This window comes from Rhodovulum adriaticum (assembly GCF_004345735.1).
GTDB classification, from domain to species: Bacteria; Pseudomonadota; Alphaproteobacteria; order Rhodobacterales; family Rhodobacteraceae; genus Rhodovulum; species Rhodovulum adriaticum.
Genome location: NZ_SLXL01000011.1, coordinates 42,732 through 57,466, shown reverse-complemented (window position 1 = coordinate 57,466; position 14,735 = coordinate 42,732). Strand labels below are relative to the sequence as shown.

The window sequence follows — 14,735 nt, the reverse complement described above, 5'->3', positions numbered from 1 at the left end:
CGCGGCGGCCAGGAACTTCCGTCGCCGGGGCGGCGGATATTTTGCGACATCCCGCCGCAAGGACAGCGCGTCCTCTAGGAAATAGGGGCCTGTTTCCTACCTTTAGGGACACGCGCGGCAGGAGGCGCGGCCATGACGACGACCGATGGACATATGTGCGAGTCCGATCAAAGACCGCTGGGCGAGGCCGTTATTCGCGGCTGGTGCAAGCGTTGCCCCAATTGCGGGGCGGGTCCGCTGTTCGTGGGCTACCTGACCGTGCGCGATCATTGCCCGGTCTGCACCGAGGATCTGCATCACCACCATTCCGATGACGGCCCGGCCTATCTGACCGTGCTGATCGTCGGGGCGCTGATGACGCCGCTGCTGGCCTGGGTCGTATCTGCCTTCAATCCCGATCCGCTGGTGGTTACCTCTGTTTTCACCATTGGCTGCGTGGGCTTGGCCCTATACCTTCTACCCCGTCTGAAAGGGGTGATGGTGGCATTGCAATGGGCGAAACGGATGCACGGCTTCGGGGACAGGACCTAGGCGATCCGCCGATCCGCGACGCGGCAACGGTTATCGTGCTGCGCGACAAAGGCGGCGTGCCAAGCGTCCTGATGGGCCAGCGCGGCGCCAGCGCGGCCTTCATGCCCAACAAATTCGTCTTCCCCGGCGGCGCCGTGGACGCCACCGATGCCGATGTGCCGCTGGCCTGCCCGTTGACCGGCAATTGCGATGCGCGCCTGCGCGCTGAAACCGACCCCGCGCTTGCCTCGGCCCTGGTGGCGGCGGCGATCCGCGAGGTGTGGGAGGAAACCGGCCTGATCTTTGGCACGCCGGGCGCCTGGGACCGCCCCGCGCCCCGCGGCTGGCGCGGCTTTGCCGACAGCGGGCATCTGCCCTCGCCCGCGGGGTTTCATTTCGTCTTTCGCGCGGTCACCCCGCCGGGACGGCCGCGCCGGTTCGACGCGCGCTTCTTCCTGGTCGAGGCCGAGGCCGTGGCCAACGATCCCGACGATTTTTCCGGCGCCGAGGAAGAACTGAGCCACCTGCAATGGGTTCCGCTGGCCGAGGCGCGGCGCTTCGACCTGCCCTTCATCACCGAGGTCGTGCTGGCCGAGGTGGCGCGCCTGACCCAAACGGGCCTGCCCCCCGCAAGCGTGCCGTTTTTCGACAATCGGACGGGGCGGTCGGAATTCCGCCGCCTGGGCTAACCCCGCAGCCACGGTTTTTCGCGAAAAACCGTGGCTCAGCGCGCGGCCTTCTCGGCGATGCCGGATGTGCCCTCGCGCCGTTCAAGTTCCGCCAGAACATCCGCCAGCGCCACATCGCGCGCGGCCAGCATCACCAGCAGGTGATACAGCACATCCGCCGCCTCGGATGTCAGGCGGTCGCGATCGCCCTTGACCGCCTCGATGATGGCCTCGACCGATTCCTCGCCGAATTTCTCGGCGCATTTTTCCGGGCCTTTGGCCAGCAGCTTGGCCGTCCAGGACGTATCCGGGTCCGCGCCCTTGCGGGCCTCTATGGTGGCGGCAAGGCGTTCCAGCGCGCTCATGCCGGCCTCACCGGGATGCCGGCGGCGGCCATATGGGCCTTGGCCTGGCCGATGGTGAAGGTGCCGAAATGAAAGATCGACGCCGCCAGTACCGCGCTGGCGCCGCCCTTGGTCACGCCCTCTACCAGGTGGTCCAACTCCCCCACCCCGCCCGAGGCGATCACCGGCACATCAACCGCGTCGGAAATCGTGCGCGTCAGGTCCAGGTCGAAGCCCGATTTGGTGCCATCCCGGTCCATGCTGGTCAGCAGGATTTCCCCTGCCCCCTTGGCCACAACCGTTTTCGCGAATTCCACCGCGTTGATGCCCGTGGGCTTGCGCCCGCCATGGGTAAAGATTTCCCACTTGCCGGGGCTGACCTGTTTCGCGTCGATGGCAACCACGATGCACTGGCTGCCGAACTGATCGGCGGCCTGGCGCACCACGTCCGGGTTCGCCACCGCGGCCGAGTTGAAGCTGACCTTGTCCGCCCCCGCCAGCAGCAGGGCGCGCACATCCTCGACCGTGCGCACGCCGCCGCCCACGGTCAGCGGCATGAAGCACTGTTCCGCTGTGCGGCGCACCACGTCGAACATCGTGCCGCGGTTTTCATGGGTGGCGTGGATGTCGAGAAAGCACAGCTCGTCCGCGCCAGCGGCGTCATAGGCCTTGGCCGCCTCGACCGGGTCGCCGGCATCGATCAGATTGACGAAGTTGACGCCCTTGACCACGCGGCCGTCGGCCACGTCAAGGCAGGGGATGATGCGGGTTTTCAGCATGGGCAGGGTCCGGGATTGCGTCGCGCCCGTGATACGCGCTGCGCGGCCGGGGTGCAATCGCGGCTCACTCTCCGGCGCGAAACCGGCGCGCCAGGGCATAGGCCAACCCGCCCAGCACCAGCCAGCCCAGGGCGATGGGCGCAAACACCATCCCCAGCCGCCCCCCGGAATTGACGAAACCCGCGAAATCGACCCCCGTAACCATGCAATGTTCATAGGGGCCGTGGGCGGGCGGGCAGCCACTGACCAGCTTTAGCCCCAAAACCAGCAGCCCGTAGAGCGCCAGCAGCGTCACCGGCAACAGATAGGCGGCAAGGGCAAGGCGCATCGGATCACCCCTTCAGCGCGGACAGGGCCGCCGACAGGTCCAGCGCCCCGTCATACAGCGCCCTGCCCGAAATCGCCCCGGCAATCACGCCGGTATCACGCAGCGCCACCAGATCGGCCAATGAGGACACCCCGCCTGAGGCGATCACCGGGATGGATACGGCGCGGGCCAGATCCTCGGTCGCGGCGACGTTCGGGCCGCCCATCGCCCCGTCGCGGTCGATATCGGTATAGATGATCGCGGCCACGCCCGCGTCCTCAAAGCTTTTCGCCAGGTCGGTCGCCATGACATCCGTTTCCTCGGCCCAGCCCTTGGTGGCGACGCGGCCCTTGCGCGCGTCGATGCCAACCGCGACCTGCCCCGGAAACGCCTTGGCCGCCTGCCGCACCAGCTCGGGGTTTTCCACCGCGACCGTGCCCAGGATCACGCGGGCCAGCCCCTTGGACAGCCACATCTCGATCGTGGCCATGTCGCGGATGCCACCGCCCAATTGCGCGGGCACGTCCGTTGCAGCCAGGATCGCCTCGACCGCCGCCGCATTGACCGGCTGGCCTGCAAAGGCGCCGTTCAGGTCCACCAGGTGCAACCATTCGCAGCCCGCATCCTGAAAGGCCCGCGCCTGCGCCGCGGGGTCGTCGCCGAACACGGTGGCCTTGTCCATCTCGCCGCGCAGCAGGCGCACGCATTGGCCGTCCTTCAGGTCGATAGCGGGATACAGGATCATGGGGCGCGCTCCGTCTGGCCGGGTTTGGCGCCGTTATGCAGCTTTCCCCCCCGAATGCAACGCAACCCCACGTCACGCTTGCCCGGGCGGCCCGGCAAGCGTCACACTGCCCCCATCAAACGGGAGGATCACATGAAACGCATCGCAGCCCTTGCCGCGCTTGGCCTGGCGCTGGCCGGCCCCGCCTTTGCCGCCGACCCGGCCGAGGGCGTCTGGCAGACTGGCCTGGACGACAACGGCAATTTCGGCCACATCCGCATCGCCCCCTGCGGGCCCAAACTGTGCGGCACCCTGATCCGCGCCTATGACGGCAAGGGCCGCCAGATCGACAGCGACAATGTCGGCAAGGCCATCGTCTGGGACATGGTGCCCACCGGGCCGGGCCGCTACGGCGACGGCAAGGTCTGGGCCCCCGACCGCGGCAAGACCTACAATTCCAAGATGGAGTTGCAGGGCGACTTCCTGTCGGTCGAGGGCTGCGTGATGGGCATCTGCCGCCAGGGCGGCAAGTGGAAGCGCGTGCGCTGACCGCCGCGCCGCATTGAAACCATGCCCCGTTCGCTGCGCCAACTGGTTGAGCGCCAGATCGGCAAGGCCATCGCAGAAGGCCAGCTGACCGGACTGCGGGGCGAGGGCCAGCCCCTGCCCGACCGCAGCGGGCTGGCCTTTACCGACATGGCCACGCAGGTCGCCGTGCGCCTGATGGCAGAGGCCGGCGCCCTGCCAGAGGAATTCCGAATCAAGGCGCTGCTGGAAGAAGCGAAACAGGCCTACGCAGCCGCCGAAACCGATGAGGAAAAACGCCTGGCGATGGCCCTGATCGCCGAGCTTGACCAGCGCTACAATACCGCCGTAGAGGCCCGGCGCCGTTTCATGGCGCCCTGAGCGCCCGGAACCGCTATAGCCGCGAGGATACGATCCCGGTGGCAAATCCGCCCATGCGCAATTCGCCGAACAGGCGCTGATACTCGATCTTGGGGCAGCGGTCCTGCACCACGTCGCACCCGGCCGCGCGGGCACGGGCGGCGGCATCCTCATGCCGGACGCCGATCTGCATCCAGACCGTGCGCAGGGCGGGCAGGCTGGCCAGCGCCTCCTCGACGATGGGGGGAACGTGGTCAGACTGGCGGAAGATATCCACCATGTCCACGGGCAGATCGGCGGGAATCGCGGCCAGGTCGGCATAGGCCGGTTCGCCCAGCACGCGTTGCCCGGCCAGACGCGGGTTGACCGGGATCACCCGCTTGCCCCGGCGTTGAAGGTATCGCGCGACATAGTGGCTGGGCCGCACCGGATCGGCGGACAGGCCAACAACCGCGATGACGCGGGCGCGCTGCAAAATGGTTCGGATCTGGTCGTCGCCGATGTCAGTCATGGCGCAACGCTACCCACAAAAAGGCGCCCGGGCCAGAGCACCGGGCGCAAGTCGCGGAACGAGGGACAGTGAAGCGGGACAAGGCCGTTCCAAAGCCCTGCCCCTCATCTGCAAGAAATGGGGCGCGCAGGGCGACATTCCAGTCCACTCATGCAAGCGTGATCGACACGCAGCCAGGAAGGATTGTCGTGAAGATTTTTCCGCGCGGCGCGCTCAGTCCCGTGCAGCCTCTGCCGCTGCATATAGGGCGACGGCCGCCGCGTTGGAGACATTGAGCGACCCGAACACACCGGCGGCCGGAATACGCACCAAGGCATCGCAGGTATCGCGCGTCAATTGCCGCAGGCCCGGCCCCTCGGCCCCCAGCACCAGCCCCACCGGCCTGTCGCCCAGACCCGACAGCGCCGCGCCCAGGTCGGTTTCCGCCTCGCCGGCCAGCCCCAGCAGCGTATAGCCCATGCCCTGCAACTCGGCCATCGCGCGGGCCAGGTTGGGCACCCGCAGGTACGGCTGGCGTTCCAGCGCGCCCGACGCGGTTTTCGCCAGTGCGCCGGTTTCCGGGGCCGAATGGCGATGCGGCGCGATCACCGCGCGCGCGCCGAACACCTCGGCCGAGCGCAGGATCGCGCCCGCATTATGCGGATCGGTGACACGGTCCAGCAGCACCACGCGGGCAGGCCCGTGCCCTGCGGCGCACAGATCGGACAGTTTGCCCCAGTCCAGCGGCCGGGTTTCCAGCGCCGCGCCCTGATGCACGGCGCCCGGCTCCAGCGGCACGGGAAACTTGCGCGGATCGGCAATCTCGGGCGTCACACCCGCCGTGGCGATCACGTCGGACAGCTTGTCGGCGGCGTTTTTCGTCACCACCAGCCGCAGTTTGTCCCGCGCCGGATTGGCCAGCGCATCGCGCACCGCGTGCAAGCCGAACAGCCACAGCGTTTCCGCCGCCGCAGCGCGGCGTGCGCGTTCCTTCTCGATCACCCAGGTGGGCTTTTTGGCCACGATCTCACCCCTTTGCCGGATCAGGGCGCGACCATGCGCAATCCCCCGCGCCGCGGCAAGGATTTTCCTGTTGACGGTGCCCCGCCCGCACCTTATGCAACCGCCCACTTAGGGCGACGCGCTGCAAGGTGCGGCAGCGGACTGTAAATCCGCCGGGGAGACCCATGCCTGGTTCGATTCCAGGGTCGCCCACCACTTCCCCCCGATAACAACAGCTTTCGACCGGCTGCGCCTACCATCAGGTGCTGCGCGTCTGGAAACGTGGGCCGCGCGGTTACCGGCCTGCCCACGCGTTTATCACTCGCACTAGCGGCGGTTGTGCCACCACCAGGGATAGGTTCCGGGCCGTTGCCCCGGCCGTGCGCGATACCCTTGCGGCGGGCGTTGATCGGCCCGCGGACGATAGCGCGGCGGCTGTTGCTGATCCGGACGCGGGCGCGCACCCGGTCCCGGTCGCGCATCCTGTTGATGATGCGGACGCGGCCGATACCCCGGCGGCGGCCGATGCCCATGCGGCCGCATATCATCGCGGTCACGACGGTAATACGGCGGCGGCGGGTGATGCGGGTGGCGCGGCTTGTCGTCCTTGAACTCCTGATGCAATAGATGGATCACCCCCGGCACCAGCCACCACAGGTACAGCGGCGACGACGGCGCCGGCGCACTTTGGAAGGCCAGATAGCGCGAACTGGCCCAGCCATCGGGCCCTTTCAGGCGGACCTGGCACCAATTGCCCTCGCACTGGATGACATCGACGGTCGTCCCGGTCGGCAGGGCCCCCATAACGCGGTAATTCGTTCCCGGCCCGGTGCGCACGTTCAGCATCGTGGTGACGGTCGCAAGTTCGGCCCCTGCCACCGCCGCGCTCAGGGGCAGCACAACACCGCCCAAAAGCGTTCCTTTCAGAATTTCAGATAGTTTCATGTTCTCCCCCCCCCGCGGCCTCCCAAGCTACGGGTGCAACAGAGGGAAAACCGCCCATCCCCCATAGCATGCCGGGCGGTTGAGGCCTTTGCGCCAGATCATTTTTCAGTGCGGACACCGGATCGCGCCCAACCGCCCCACGGCTGCTCAGGGCCGGATCAGGCCCGCCCGGCCGAACAGCGCGGCATCGGTTTCGCCATCCGCGTAGGTGATCGCCACCGCGACGCGGGACACGCTGCCCAGAGGAAAGGCGATATAGGGCGTCTCGCGCACCGCGTTCGGCGGGGTTTCATCCCGGTAACAGGGTTCCATCGGCAACAGAACGGCGGCGGTGTCGGTGTTGATGCCAATCCGAACCTCTGCCAAGGCGCAGCGATAGCTGGCCAAGTGGGTGTAATAGACCAGATCCTGTCCGTCATATTCGCGCACAGCGATCCAGTTGGGGCGCGTCAGGTCCAGGATCTGGCGACCTGCACCGGATCGGTGAACATCTGAGCCGGGGCAATCCCCGGCCAGGCCAGCAACAGCGCCAGGGCAAGCGAACGCATCATTTCAGCATCCTCCCGTTTCGCGGGGGCAGCGGCCTTTCTGGGGCGCCGCTTTGCCCCTATACTGCCCGCAAAGACCACCGAGGCAGGACAGAGTATGGCGGCAAAAGGCAAGGCGGGCCAACCCTTCAATATCGTCATCGTGGGGCAGGACGGTCGGTGGGGCTACGAAGCCGCGGTCTTTGCCGCATCGCTGCGCCATTCCGATCCCGGCTTTGCGGGGCGCCTGTTCGTGGCAGAGCCGCAGCCCGGCCCGCTATGGGCCACCGATCCGCGCTTGCAGGATTCGAACCTGCGCGCCCTGCTGGCCGATCTGGGTGCCGAGATCCTGCCCTTCGACAGCCAGAGGTTCGGATCGGACTATCCCTACGGCAACAAGATCGAGGCGCTGCTGGCCCTGCCCGAGGGGGAACCCTTCGTGTTTTTCGACAGTGACACGCTGGTCACCGGCGCGTTAAGCGACATCCCCTTCGATTTCGACCGGCCCTCTGCCTCGATGCGGCGCGAGGGGACCTGGCCCGAGATCGAGCTGTACGGGCCGGGCTACACGGCCACCTGGAAATCGCTCTACGACAAGTTCGAGCTGGATTTCGACAGCTCTCTGGATACCGGGTGGCCCGACGAATATTGGCAGCGCTATCTTTATTTCAACGCGGGCTGGTTCTTCTACCGCTGCCCGCGCGCCTTTGGGCAACGGTTCCTGGACTACGCCACAGCGATCCGTGACGACCCGCCGGCGGAACTGGTCTGCCAGTCGCTGGACCCGTGGCTGGACCAGGTGGCCCTGCCGCTGGTGATCCATTCCCTTGGCGGCGGACGGCCCGGGCCGGAACTGGCGGGACTGGACGGCGATGTCACCTGCCACTGGCGCCTGCTGCCGCTGCTTTATGCCCGCGAAAGCGACCGCGCGGTCGAGGTGCTGGAAACGGTCACCGCCCCGAACAAGATCAAGAAGGTCATCAAGGCGCACGAACCGTTCAAACGCTTCGTCTTTCAGGGGCGCGGCGCGCGGGCGCGTGCCCTGTTCGACCGCGCCGACCTGCCGAAACGCGAAAAGGCGATCCGCAACACGTTGAAACGTCACCGCCTGTGGATGCGGTAAGGAGGCCCGATGACAACGACCTTGCAGGGTGTCATTCCCTATATCGCCACCCCGCTGGCGCCGGACGGCCAGGTGGATCGCGCGATGCTGACCCGCCTGTGCGAACATCTGATCGCACAGGGCGTGCATGGGCTGTGCCCGCTGGGATCGACCGGAGAGTTCGCGTATCTGACCCGCGACCAGAAGGCCCAGGTCGTGGAAACGGTCGTGTCGGCGGCGGCGGGCCGGGTGCCGGTGATCGCGGGCGTCGCCTCGACCGCGACGGCGGATGCGGTGTCCCAGGCGCGGGACTGGGCCGCCCTGGGCGCGGATGGCATCCTGGCCGTGATGGAGGCGTATTTCCCCGTGCCCGATTCGGGCGTGGTGGACTATTTCAGCGCCGTGGCCGACGCCACCGCGTTGCCGGTGACGATGTACACGAACCCCAATTTCCAGCGATCGGACCTGTCGCCCGGCACGATCGAAACGCTCAGCCATCACCCCCGCATCGCCTATCTGAAGGATGCCTCGACCAATACCGGGCGGCTGTTGTCGATCCTGAACCGCACCGAGGGGCGGATCGGTGTATTCGCCGCCTCGTCACATATCACGGTGGCGGTGATGCTGATCGGGGGGCTGGGCTGGATGGCGGGGCCATCCTGCATCGTGCCGGGGCAAAGCGTTCAGCTGTACGATCTGTGCAAGGCGGGCAAGTGGGACGACGCGATGGCCCTGCAACGCAAGCTGTGGGCGGTGAACGAGGCGTTTGCCCGCTTTAACCTGGCCGCGGCGATCAAGGCGGGGCTGAAGCTGCAGGGCTTCGATTGCGGCCCGCCGGTCGCCCCGCAAGCGCCGTTGACAGAGGCGCAAGAGGGCGAGTTGCGCACGATCCTGAACCGTCTGGGCGCGCTGTAGGCGGCGGGATTTGGGTATTTTGCCCAAGAAGAAGGACAGGACATCGCGCCGGGCCTGATCCGGTGAACCCGTGTTCCGGACCGGGCCGCGGCACGGGAAGACGGTCCTTTTCGCGGGCCAGCGATGTTGCCGGGCGCGGGGCGATGGCCTAATCCTGCGGGCCAACGGGAATTCGGGAGGGACAAACCGATGAGCGAAGAACGTCAACTTGGTTTCGACACGTTGCAGGTGCATGCGGGCGCGCGGCCCGATCCGGCCACCGGCGCGCGGCAAACGCCGATCTATCAGACCACGGCCTATGTGTTTCGCGATGCCGATCATGCGGCCGCGCTCTTCAACCTGCAGGAGGTCGGTTATATCTACTCGCGGCTGACCAACCCCACGGTCGCCGTGCTGGCCGAGCGGATCGCCACGCTGGAGGGCGGCGTGGGCGCGGTTTGCTGTTCCTCGGGGCATGCGGCGCAGATCATGGCGCTGTTCCCGCTGATGGAACCGGGGCGCAACGTCGTGGCCTCGACCCGGGCCTACGGCGGCACGGTCACGCAGTTTTCCAAGACCATCACGCGATTCGGCTGGTCGGCCAAGTTCGTGGATTTCGACGACATCGACGCGGTCAAGGCCGCCATCGACGAGGATACGCGCGCCATCTTTTGCGAGGCGGTCGCCAACCCCGGCGGTTATGTCACCGACCTGGACGCGATTGCCAAGGTCGCGGACGAAGCCGGGCTGCCGCTGATCGTCGACAACACCTCGGGCACGCCCTATCTGGTGCGCCCGATCGAGCATGGCGCCACGCTGGTGGTGCATTCGACCACGAAATACCTGACCGGCAACGGTACGGTCACGGGCGGCGCCATCGTGGATTCGGGCAAGTTCGACTGGTCCGCCAGCGACAAGTTCCCCTCGCTGAGCGCGCCGGAACCCGCCTATCACGGGTTGAAATTCCACGAAACCTTCGGGCCGCTGGCCTTTACCTTTCACGGTATTGCCGTCGGCCTGCGCGATCTGGGCATGACGATGAACCCGCAGGCCGCGCATTACACGCTGATGGGGATCGAAACCCTGTCGCTGCGGATGCAGCGCCATTGCGAGAACGCGCTGAAGGTGGCCAGCTGGCTGGAAACCCACCCCAAGGTCGCGGCCGTGACCTATGCCGGGCTGCCCTCGTCCCCCTATGCGGAACGGGCGAAACGGATCTGCCCCCGCGGCACGGGGGGGCTGTTCACCTTTGCCCTGAAGGACGGCTACGAGGCCTGTGTAAAGCTGGTGGATGCGGTCAACCTGTTCAGCCACGTGGCCAACCTGGGCGATACGCGGTCGCTGATCATCCACTCTGCCTCGACCACGCACCGGCAGTTGACCGAAGAGCAGCAGATCGCCGCGGGCGCCGCGCCGAACGTGCTGCGCGTCTCTATCGGGATCGAGGATGCCGACGACCTGATCGCGGATCTCGACCAGGCGCTGGCCAAGGTCTGAGGCTAGTTCTCGATCTCGAACACCATGGTAACGCGGGCGGAGAGCGACACCTCGCCCGCGGCCACGGGGACGGGGGCCGAGGCCATGCGCGCGGCCTCCATCATCACGGGGCGCGGGTCCGAAGAGCCCGATTCGCTGATCGAGATCACGCTGCCCAGGGAAACGCCTGCCGCCTCGGCGTAAAGCTCTGCCTTGCGCAGCGCCTCGGCTACGGCGCGGCGGCGGGCTTCGTCCTGCAACGGCTCTGGCCCTTGCAGGCCGAAACTGATCCCCTGAAAGCTGTTGGCACCTTCGGTGATGACCCGGTCCAGCAGGCCGCCGATCCCCTCCAGCCCGCGAACGCGCACGGTCAGCTGGTTGCTGGCGTGAAAGCCCGTGATTTCGCGCCGCTTGCCGGAATCGTAGCCGGTCCAGACCGGCGACAGACTCAGCCCGCTGGTCTGCATGTCGCGCGGGGCCACCCCGGCGGCGGACAGGCGTTCAAGGATCCGCGCCATGTCCGCCGAAACCGCGGCCATCGCCGCCTCGGCGCGGCGATCCTCATGTTCCACCCCGAAACGCAGGGTGGCCATGTCGGGGGCGGCGTCCACCTCGCCGGTGCCGGTCACGGTCAGCCGGGGTGATTCGTCTGCCAGGGCCGCCGCGGGCAGGCACAGGACCATCGCAATCATCGCCAGAACGCGCATCTTTCCCTCCGCGCAAGTCAGATGTCGGCCCAGCGTCGGACTTGCAGCGCGAAGGCGCAAGGGAAACCTCTGCCGCTACGGGACACCGGCGATTTCCCGCAGGGGCCGGGCTGTTTTTCTTTTTCCCCGGCACCTTGCTGGTATAAATGCCGCGATGAGACCGAATTTTGCCCTGACGCTGTCCGAGGACAGGATCGGACTGCTGCACCGCGCCAAGGGCGGGTGGCGCAGCCTTGGCGAGGCGTCGCTCGACGATCCCGGGCTGACGGACACGCTGCGCCTGATGCGCGAGACGGCGCAATCGCTGTCCGACGGGCCGCTGCGAACCAAGCTGGTCATTCCCGACTCGCTGATCCTGTACACGACCCAGCCGCTTGCCGCGCAAAGCAAGACGGAACAGCGCAACAGCCTGCGCCGCACCCTGGACGGGCTTACCCCCTACGCGGTGGACGACCTCGTCTTTGACTGGACCGATGACGGGGATACGGCGCGGCTGGCGGTGGTGGCGCGCGAAACCCTGGAAGAGGCCGAAAGCTTCGCCAAGACGCACGATTTCGATCCCGTCTGCTTCGTCGCCGCGCCCCAGGACAAATCCGTGTTCGAGGGCGAGCCGTTCTTCGGCCCGACCGACCTGGCCCAGACCTTGCTGGACAAGGGGCAGCGACCGCAGGCCGATACGGCCCCCGCCCATCCCGGCACCACGCCGCCACGGCCGGCCCGTGCCAAGCCCGCAGCACCGCGCCGATCCGGCGGCACCGCCAAAGCCACCCCGCAACAGCCCAAGGCCCCGGCGGCGGACCGGCCTGCCCCTGTCGATCCCGAACCGAAGATCAGCTTTGCCTCTCGCCGCGCGGATACGGGCGCGGCCCCGGCGGCCGTGCCACCCCCACCCGCAGGGGCAAAGCCGCCCGCCCGGTTTACCCTGGGCACGTCCGAACCGACGGCGGCCCCCACCCCGGACACCGCCCCCCGTGCGCCCATAGCCCAGGATGCGGCGACGGCCCCGGAAAAGACCGGCTTTACCGGCATCCGTCCCAAACCCGGCACAAGCGACAGCGCTGTCGCCGCCCTTCCGCAGGTCGAAAAGACAGACGCGCCGACACAGCCCTGGCCCAAGCAACCCAAGATCGCAGCCCTTGCGCCGAAACCGGAAAAGCGCGCGGCAGACACCCTTCTGGCCAAGGTCGGCAAGGGGGGGCAGCGCCTTGCCGCGGCGGGCAAGGGCATGCCCGCGCCCGCAGAAACACTCCGCTCTGCGACGCGGCTGGCCCATCGCGCGCGCACCTCGGTTACCGGCGCCATTGGGCAGGCACGGCAGGAAATCGCGGCGCTTGCCACCAGACTGCCCGACCGTCTGCCCCTGAAACCGCAGCGCCCCGCCACCCCGTCAAAACCCCGCGCCGGACAGCCCCGCCTGCCAAAGCTGGGCGATACGCTGACCCGCGCCAGCGCAGCCCTGCAACGCCAGATCGGGCGCGACGGGGCGGCACCTGCCCTTGGACAGCCGGGACCGGGCGACCGGAAAACACCCCCGCAAAGCGCAGCGGCCCCCGCGCCCAAACCGACGCAAAAGGCACCCACGGCGCCTGCCCCGAAACCCGCCGATCCGCTAAAGCGCGAGGCCAACCCGAAAGCGCCCGGCGCCGTCGTCCCCCCCGCCCCGCGCGACGAGGCAGAGGCCCTGACGGTGTTCGGCGCGCGGCGCACCGGCGCGGCGTTGCAACCGCGCCAACGGATTCGGCCTGCCCTGATGGGGGGCGTGGCCGTGCTGGCCTTTGCCGGTGTGGCCGGGTTGTGGGCGCTGTTCTTCCTGGGCCAAGATGCACCGACCGACAGCCCGCCCCAGATCGCGGCCCTGCCCGAACAACCCCCGGTGCCCCGCCCACAGGAAACGCTGATCGCGCCGCCGCCGGTGGACATCGCCGAAACGCCGGTCCAGCCGCGCGTGCCCCTTTCGCCCGAGCAGGCCGCCGAAAGCTACGCCGCGACCGGCCTTTGGCAACGTGCGCCCGAACCGCCCCTGCCCCCTACTGAGGGCCGGATCGACGCGCTGTACCTGCCCCGGCCGGATTCGGCGATTCTGCCCCCCGAAAAGGTGGCCCTGCCCGACCCGGCGGTGCAGCGCGGCAACGACACGCCGCCCAGCCCGCAGACGACGGCGCGCGGCGGCGCCCCGGTCGTAGCCATGCCCGCCGCGACCGAGCCCCCCGCAGACGCGCCCCAGATCGCAGTGACCGCAGGCCCGCCCCCCGTCGTGCCGCCGGATCGCCCGGCCGCCGTGTTGGGTCCCACCCCGCCGGATGGCGCAGTGCGGCCACGCCTGCGGCCCGCCGAATTGGCGCCCGCGATCCCCGAGGACACCGCCCAACCCGCCGCCGCACTGCCCGCACAAGCGGAACCGGACACCGGGGCGGAGCCCGACATTCGCCCCGCCGACCGGCCCGACGCGCTGCTGCCCCCCGCAGAGGACACGCAAGCCACCGAAACGCCCGAGGACGAGGCCGCCGCGGAAACGCCCGACGCGCCGTCTTCGGAACTGGCGCTGGCCCGTTCGCCCCTGCCGCGCATCCGGCCCGCGCAACTGTCAGAGGAACTGGCCGCGCTGGCCCCGGCGGTGCCCGCCGCCGCCGCGGCAACGGCACCCAGCATTCCCACTTCGGCCTCGGTCGCCAAGCAGGCGACGGTGCCCAGTGCGATCAACCTGCGCAAGGTCAGCCTGATCGGCGTCTACGGCACCGAAAGCGACCGCCGCGCGCTGGTCCGGCTGCCCACCGGGCAATACGTCAAGGTTCAGGTCGGCGACAATATCGACGGCGGACAGGTCGCCGCGATCGGCGCCGACAGCCTGCGCTATATCAAGGCCGGGCGCAGCCAGTTGCTGGAACTGCCGGGGGGCTGAACGCTCAGCCCCGCCGCGCGGCGAAAAAGGTCTTTAGCAGCACTTCGGCCTCGGCGGCGCGGATGCCGTCGTAAACCTCTGGGACGTGGTGGCTTTGCGGGTGGTCATAGATGCGCGGCCCATGCGCCACGCCGCCCGATTTCGGGTCCGCCGCCCCGTAATACAGCCGCGCGATGCGGGCCTGACCGATTGCCGAGGCGCACATCGGGCAGGGTTCCAGCGTCACGTACAGATCATGCCCCGGCAGACGTTCCGACCCCGCCGCCGCACAGGCCGCGCGCAGCGCCAGGACTTCCGCATGCGCCGTGGGGTCGTTCAACTCGCGCGTCCGGTTGCCCGCGGCGCCGACCACTCGGCCATCGGGGGCGACCACCACAGCGCCCACCGGCACCTCGCCGCGGGCGGCGGCGGCGCGGGCCTGATCCAGGGCGGCCTGCATATGGCTGCGAAAGGGGCTCATCCCCACGTCATGCCGC

18 protein-coding genes and 1 tRNA gene are annotated in these 14,735 nt (G+C 68.3%); 9 read left to right on the top strand and 10 right to left on the bottom strand.

Going from position 1 to position 14,735, the window contains the following annotated elements; genetic code table 11:
* The first annotated feature begins 132 nt into the window (after positions 1–132).
* Positions 133–531 carry a DUF983 domain-containing protein gene (locus tag EV656_RS13080; RefSeq protein ID WP_132604838.1) on the top strand — a complete coding sequence of 133 codons (399 nt, stop codon included), beginning with the start codon at positions 133–135 and terminating at the stop codon, positions 529–531.
* Positions 492–1,199, top strand: a complete 708-nt coding sequence (locus tag EV656_RS13075) for an NUDIX hydrolase (RefSeq protein ID WP_132604836.1) — start codon at positions 492–494, stop codon at positions 1,197–1,199. The genes EV656_RS13080 and EV656_RS13075 overlap by 40 nt, the downstream gene beginning before the upstream one ends.
* Positions 1,200–1,234: 35 nt before the next feature.
* Here EV656_RS13075 and EV656_RS13070 read toward each other — a convergent pair whose 3' ends face one another.
* The 4 genes from EV656_RS13070 to hisA form a co-directional block, all read right to left on the bottom strand.
* Entirely contained in the window at positions 1,235–1,543 is a 309-nt protein-coding gene (locus EV656_RS13070) for a phosphoribosyl-ATP diphosphatase (RefSeq protein WP_132604834.1), read from the bottom strand.
* Positions 1,540–2,301 carry an imidazole glycerol phosphate synthase subunit HisF gene (gene hisF / locus EV656_RS13065; RefSeq protein ID WP_132604832.1) on the bottom strand — a complete coding sequence of 254 codons (762 nt, stop codon included), beginning with the start codon at positions 2,299–2,301 and terminating at the stop codon, positions 1,540–1,542. The genes EV656_RS13070 and hisF overlap by 4 nt, the downstream gene beginning before the upstream one ends.
* Before the next feature lie 64 nt (positions 2,302–2,365).
* A complete protein-coding gene (locus EV656_RS13060) occupies positions 2,366–2,629 on the bottom strand; it encodes a hypothetical protein (protein WP_132604830.1) in 264 nt (87 codons plus the stop codon).
* A gap of 4 nt (positions 2,630–2,633) precedes the next feature.
* The gene (hisA, locus tag EV656_RS13055) at positions 2,634–3,353 is read right to left on the bottom strand and encodes a 1-(5-phosphoribosyl)-5-[(5-phosphoribosylamino)methylideneamino]imidazole-4-carboxamide isomerase (protein ID WP_132604828.1); all 720 of its coding nucleotides are present in this window, start codon (positions 3,351–3,353) and stop codon (positions 2,634–2,636) included.
* A 132-nt stretch (positions 3,354–3,485) separates the two neighbouring features.
* On the opposite strand from hisA, the gene EV656_RS13050 reads away from it, so the two are divergent.
* Complete coding sequence (locus EV656_RS13050; protein WP_132604826.1) at positions 3,486–3,881, top strand: DUF2147 domain-containing protein; 396 nt, start codon at positions 3,486–3,488, stop codon at positions 3,879–3,881.
* A gap of 21 nt (positions 3,882–3,902) precedes the next feature.
* Entirely contained in the window at positions 3,903–4,238 is a 336-nt protein-coding gene (locus EV656_RS13045; RefSeq protein ID WP_132604824.1) for a DnaJ family domain-containing protein, read from the top strand.
* A 13-nt stretch (positions 4,239–4,251) separates the two neighbouring features.
* On the opposite strand, the gene EV656_RS13040 is transcribed toward EV656_RS13045, so the two are convergent.
* A complete protein-coding gene (locus EV656_RS13040) occupies positions 4,252–4,728 on the bottom strand; it encodes a CoA-binding protein (RefSeq protein ID WP_132604822.1) in 477 nt (158 codons plus the stop codon).
* Positions 4,729–4,941: 213 nt separating this feature from the next.
* Entirely contained in the window at positions 4,942–5,730 is a 789-nt protein-coding gene (rlmB, locus tag EV656_RS13035) for a 23S rRNA (guanosine(2251)-2'-O)-methyltransferase RlmB (protein ID WP_132604820.1), read from the bottom strand.
* A 111-nt stretch (positions 5,731–5,841) separates the two neighbouring features.
* Here rlmB and EV656_RS16600 point away from each other — a divergent pair.
* Positions 5,842–5,925 (top strand) — tRNA-Tyr (locus tag EV656_RS16600).
* Positions 5,926–6,036: 111 nt separating this feature from the next.
* Here the strand turns inward: EV656_RS16600 and EV656_RS13030 are convergent.
* Together EV656_RS13030 and EV656_RS13025 are read right to left on the bottom strand one after the other, a co-directional pair.
* Complete coding sequence (locus EV656_RS13030; RefSeq protein WP_132604818.1) at positions 6,037–6,654, bottom strand: SH3 domain-containing protein; 618 nt, start codon at positions 6,652–6,654, stop codon at positions 6,037–6,039.
* A 147-nt stretch (positions 6,655–6,801) separates the two neighbouring features.
* Entirely contained in the window at positions 6,802–7,083 is a 282-nt protein-coding gene (locus EV656_RS13025; protein WP_132604816.1) for a hypothetical protein, read from the bottom strand.
* Positions 7,084–7,299: 216 nt separating this feature from the next.
* Between EV656_RS13025 and EV656_RS13020 the strand changes: the two genes are divergently transcribed.
* The 3 genes from EV656_RS13020 (at position 7,300) to EV656_RS13010 (ending at position 10,674) form a co-directional block, all read left to right on the top strand.
* Positions 7,300–8,304, top strand: coding sequence for an alpha/beta hydrolase family protein (locus tag EV656_RS13020; RefSeq protein ID WP_132604814.1), 1,005 nt, complete (start codon positions 7,300–7,302; stop codon positions 8,302–8,304).
* 9 nt (positions 8,305–8,313) lie between these two features.
* Positions 8,314–9,198: a dihydrodipicolinate synthase family protein gene (locus EV656_RS13015; RefSeq protein ID WP_132604812.1), complete on the top strand. Its 885-nt coding sequence runs from the start codon at positions 8,314–8,316 to the stop codon at positions 9,196–9,198.
* Between the two features lie 189 nt (positions 9,199–9,387).
* The gene (locus tag EV656_RS13010; protein ID WP_132604810.1) at positions 9,388–10,674 is read left to right on the top strand and encodes an O-acetylhomoserine aminocarboxypropyltransferase/cysteine synthase family protein; all 1,287 of its coding nucleotides are present in this window, start codon (positions 9,388–9,390) and stop codon (positions 10,672–10,674) included.
* 2 nt (positions 10,675–10,676) lie between these two features.
* Here EV656_RS13010 and EV656_RS13005 read toward each other — a convergent pair whose 3' ends face one another.
* Positions 10,677–11,360: an SIMPL domain-containing protein gene (locus EV656_RS13005; protein WP_132604808.1), complete on the bottom strand. Its 684-nt coding sequence runs from the start codon at positions 11,358–11,360 to the stop codon at positions 10,677–10,679.
* A gap of 154 nt (positions 11,361–11,514) precedes the next feature.
* Between EV656_RS13005 and EV656_RS13000 the strand changes: the two genes are divergently transcribed.
* On the top strand, positions 11,515–14,259 hold the full coding sequence (locus tag EV656_RS13000) for a hypothetical protein (protein WP_132604806.1): 2,745 nt from the start codon (positions 11,515–11,517) through the stop codon (positions 14,257–14,259).
* Positions 14,260–14,263: 4 nt separating this feature from the next.
* On the opposite strand, the gene EV656_RS12995 is transcribed toward EV656_RS13000, so the two are convergent.
* The gene (locus EV656_RS12995) at positions 14,264–14,719 is read right to left on the bottom strand and encodes a nucleoside deaminase (protein ID WP_132604804.1); all 456 of its coding nucleotides are present in this window, start codon (positions 14,717–14,719) and stop codon (positions 14,264–14,266) included.
* Positions 14,720–14,735 lie beyond the last annotated feature (16 nt).

Bases quoted from the DNA above. Each gene is read 5' to 3' on its own strand.
- EV656_RS13040 (WP_132604822.1), bottom strand. From the start codon at position 4,728: ATGACTGACATCGGCGACGACCAGATCCGAACCATTTTGCAGCGCGCC.
- EV656_RS13020 (WP_132604814.1), top strand. From the start codon at position 7,300: ATGGCGGCAAAAGGCAAGGCGGGCCAACCCTTCAATATCGTCATCGTG.
- EV656_RS13005 (WP_132604808.1), bottom strand. From the start codon at position 11,360: ATGCGCGTTCTGGCGATGATTGCGATGGTCCTGTGCCTGCCCGCGGCG.
- EV656_RS13030 (WP_132604818.1), bottom strand. From the start codon at position 6,654: ATGAAACTATCTGAAATTCTGAAAGGAACGCTTTTGGGCGGTGTTGTG.
- EV656_RS13045 (WP_132604824.1), top strand. From the start codon at position 3,903: ATGCCCCGTTCGCTGCGCCAACTGGTTGAGCGCCAGATCGGCAAGGCC.
- EV656_RS13070 (WP_132604834.1), bottom strand. From the start codon at position 1,543: ATGAGCGCGCTGGAACGCCTTGCCGCCACCATAGAGGCCCGCAAGGGC.
- EV656_RS13000 (WP_132604806.1), top strand. From the start codon at position 11,515: ATGAGACCGAATTTTGCCCTGACGCTGTCCGAGGACAGGATCGGACTG.
- EV656_RS13015 (WP_132604812.1), top strand. From the start codon at position 8,314: ATGACAACGACCTTGCAGGGTGTCATTCCCTATATCGCCACCCCGCTG.
- hisF (WP_132604832.1), bottom strand. From the start codon at position 2,301: ATGCTGAAAACCCGCATCATCCCCTGCCTTGACGTGGCCGACGGCCGC.
- EV656_RS13050 (WP_132604826.1), top strand. From the start codon at position 3,486: ATGAAACGCATCGCAGCCCTTGCCGCGCTTGGCCTGGCGCTGGCCGGC.
- hisA (WP_132604828.1), bottom strand. From the start codon at position 3,353: ATGATCCTGTATCCCGCTATCGACCTGAAGGACGGCCAATGCGTGCGC.
- EV656_RS13080 (WP_132604838.1), top strand. From the start codon at position 133: ATGACGACGACCGATGGACATATGTGCGAGTCCGATCAAAGACCGCTG.
- EV656_RS12995 (WP_132604804.1), bottom strand. From the start codon at position 14,719: ATGAGCCCCTTTCGCAGCCATATGCAGGCCGCCCTGGATCAGGCCCGC.
- EV656_RS13075 (WP_132604836.1), top strand. From the start codon at position 492: ATGGGCGAAACGGATGCACGGCTTCGGGGACAGGACCTAGGCGATCCG.
- EV656_RS13060 (WP_132604830.1), bottom strand. From the start codon at position 2,629: ATGCGCCTTGCCCTTGCCGCCTATCTGTTGCCGGTGACGCTGCTGGCG.
- EV656_RS13010 (WP_132604810.1), top strand. From the start codon at position 9,388: ATGAGCGAAGAACGTCAACTTGGTTTCGACACGTTGCAGGTGCATGCG.